This is a genomic window from Thalassospira sp. UBA848 (genome assembly GCF_002295455.1).
GTDB lineage: Bacteria > Pseudomonadota > Alphaproteobacteria > Rhodospirillales > Thalassospiraceae > Thalassospira.
Map to the genome: position 1 here is coordinate 47,362 of NZ_DBGS01000076.1, position 2,164 is coordinate 49,525.

Annotated in this window: 2 protein-coding genes and 2 tRNA genes; 3 read left to right on the forward strand and 1 reads right to left on the reverse strand. The window is 56.9% G+C overall.

What is annotated here, in order from left to right:
• Positions 1-157 precede the first annotated feature (157 nt).
• A complete protein-coding gene (rlmB, locus tag B2R48_RS10695) occupies positions 158-1,030 on the reverse strand; it encodes a 23S rRNA (guanosine(2251)-2'-O)-methyltransferase RlmB (protein ID WP_297000054.1) in 873 nt (290 codons plus the stop codon).
• 207 nt (positions 1,031-1,237) lie between these two features.
• Here rlmB and B2R48_RS10700 point away from each other — a divergent pair.
• The 3 genes from B2R48_RS10700 to B2R48_RS10710 all read left to right on the forward strand — a co-directional run.
• Positions 1,238-1,322: transfer RNA gene (locus B2R48_RS10700), tRNA-Tyr, on the forward strand.
• 36 nt (positions 1,323-1,358) lie between these two features.
• A tRNA-Gly gene (locus tag B2R48_RS10705) sits at positions 1,359-1,432 on the forward strand.
• Positions 1,433-1,513: 81 nt separating this feature from the next.
• On the forward strand, positions 1,514-2,164 hold a 651-nt coding region (locus B2R48_RS10710), incomplete at its 3' end, for a GTP-binding protein (protein WP_297000056.1).

The following is a 2,164-nucleotide window of genomic DNA, read 5'->3' on the forward strand; positions in this document are numbered from 1 at the left end:
ACCTTCTGATTACAAATCAGCTGCTCTACCAATTATAGCTATGCCGGCGTGAGCGGCGCGAAACATAATCCGGGCCGCGGACGAATGCAAGAGTTTGAAGCAGGGAAATTTACATCCCGTGAAAACCCTTCAAACGCGCGTGTTCGCGGGCTGTGACCTACTTGCGATACAGCTCGTAAAGCGCGACCGCCGCCGCGTTTGATACATTCAGGCTTTCGATGCGATCCGACATCGGCAGCTTGACCAGAAAATCACAGCTCTCGCGCGTCAGGCGACGCAGCCCTTCACCTTCCGAACCCATGACAATCCCGACACGGCCATGCAGTTTGGCTTCGGCCAGTGTCTGGGTGGCATAGCCATCCATGCCCGCCAGCCAGAAATGCGCCCCTTTGAGCTTATCAAGCGTCTGGTTCAGGTTCCCGGCATGAATATAAGGCACGGTTTCAAGTGCCCCACTGGCCGATTTGGCAAGCACGCCGGTTTCGGGCGGGGCATGACGGTCGGGCACGATGACGGCAGAGGCGCCAAAGGCCGCCGCACTGCGCAGGATCGCACCGACATTGTGCGGATCGGTGACCTGATCAAGGATCAGAACCGTGCACTGTTCAGAATCGCGGTGATCGGCGATCAGTTCCTCGACCGACAGCTGGGGCAGGGGGGCGCAATGCATGGCCATACCCTGATGCACGGTGCCTGGCGGCAGCATTTCATCAAGGTCGGTGCGCCCGGCCGAATCTACGGCAATGTCGGTCCGGTCTGCATTGGCAAGGGCGGCGGTGACTTCATCACGTGTGTTTTCCGTCGCCCAGATTTTGTGAATCGTGCGTTGCGGATTGGCAATTGCCATCATCACCGGGTGACGCCCGAACAGAATCAGGCGCGAATTGCCACCCGATCCACCACCGTCACGGCCACGTTTTCGTCCTCGGCGCGAATTGCCTTCACGGTTTTCATCGCCTTGCGGGAGCGCATCGGGCGCACCATCACCTTGATGACGATTTCCTGAACGGGATTTATTGCGACGCGACATGATGGCGGAAACCTCCGGGCCTTGAGGGACTACGTGGCGAACTGAATGCACTTTGTTTCGGTTGTTAAGCGAAGCTTGGGGAACATATAGGAAAGGAAATACGATTTCGTGCTTTTTTTGCTGTTGACAACACATGGCTGTCCACCGTATTCCCTCCCTCGCCGCAACGAGGCCGGGGTCAAACCCGGATGGCGTTACGACCCTGATGGAGGGGTGGCAGAGCGGTCAAATGCAGCGGACTGTAAATCCGCCGACTTAGTCTACGCAGGTTCGAATCCTGCCCCCTCCACCATTCTCTCGCCCTCGCGAGAGCTCGCAGCAGAACTATGCGGGTGTAGCTCAATGGTAGAGCAGAAGCCTTCCAAGCTTACGACGAGGGTTCGATTCCCTTCACCCGCTCCAATATTCTTATGATGCGACCCGTCGGCTCGTGCGGTGGGTTTCTACGTGTTTTTTTGGTTCGGATAATAGGATCTGAGGGCAATGGCCAAGGAAAAGTTTGAGCGTACAAAACCGCACGTTAACGTTGGCACCGTCGGCCACGTTGACCACGGTAAAACCACGCTGACCGCAGCAATCACCAAAGTTCTGGCAGAAGCCGGTGGTGGTTCGTTCCAGGACTACAGCGACATCGACAAAGCACCGGAAGAGAAAGCTCGTGGTATCACGATCTCGACCGCGCACGTTGAGTATGAGACCGAGAACCGTCACTACGCACACGTCGACTGCCCGGGCCACGCTGACTATGTTAAAAACATGATCACTGGTGCGGCACAGATGGACGGCGGTATCCTCGTCGTTTCGGCTGCTGATGGCCCGATGCCGCAGACCCGTGAGCACATCCTGCTCGCACGTCAGGTTGGTGTTCCGGCCCTCGTGGTCTTCATGAACAAGGTTGACCAGGTCGACGACGAAGAGCTTCTCGAGCTCGTCGAAATGGAAATCCGTGAACTTCTGTCTTCCTACGACTTCCCGGGCGACGATATTCCGATCATCAAGGGCTCGGCTCTTGCTGCTCTGGAAGGTCGCGATGACGAAATCGGCAAGAACGCGATCATCGAACTGATGAAAGCGGTTGACGAATTCATCCCGGCTCCGGATCGTCCGAAAGACAAGCCGTTCCTGATGCCGATC

What these genes read in the sequence shown, in the direction of transcription:
- rlmB (WP_297000054.1), bottom strand. Translation starts at nt 1,030, where the DNA reads ATGTCGCGTCGCAATAAATCCCGTTCAGGAAATCGTCATCAAGGTGAT.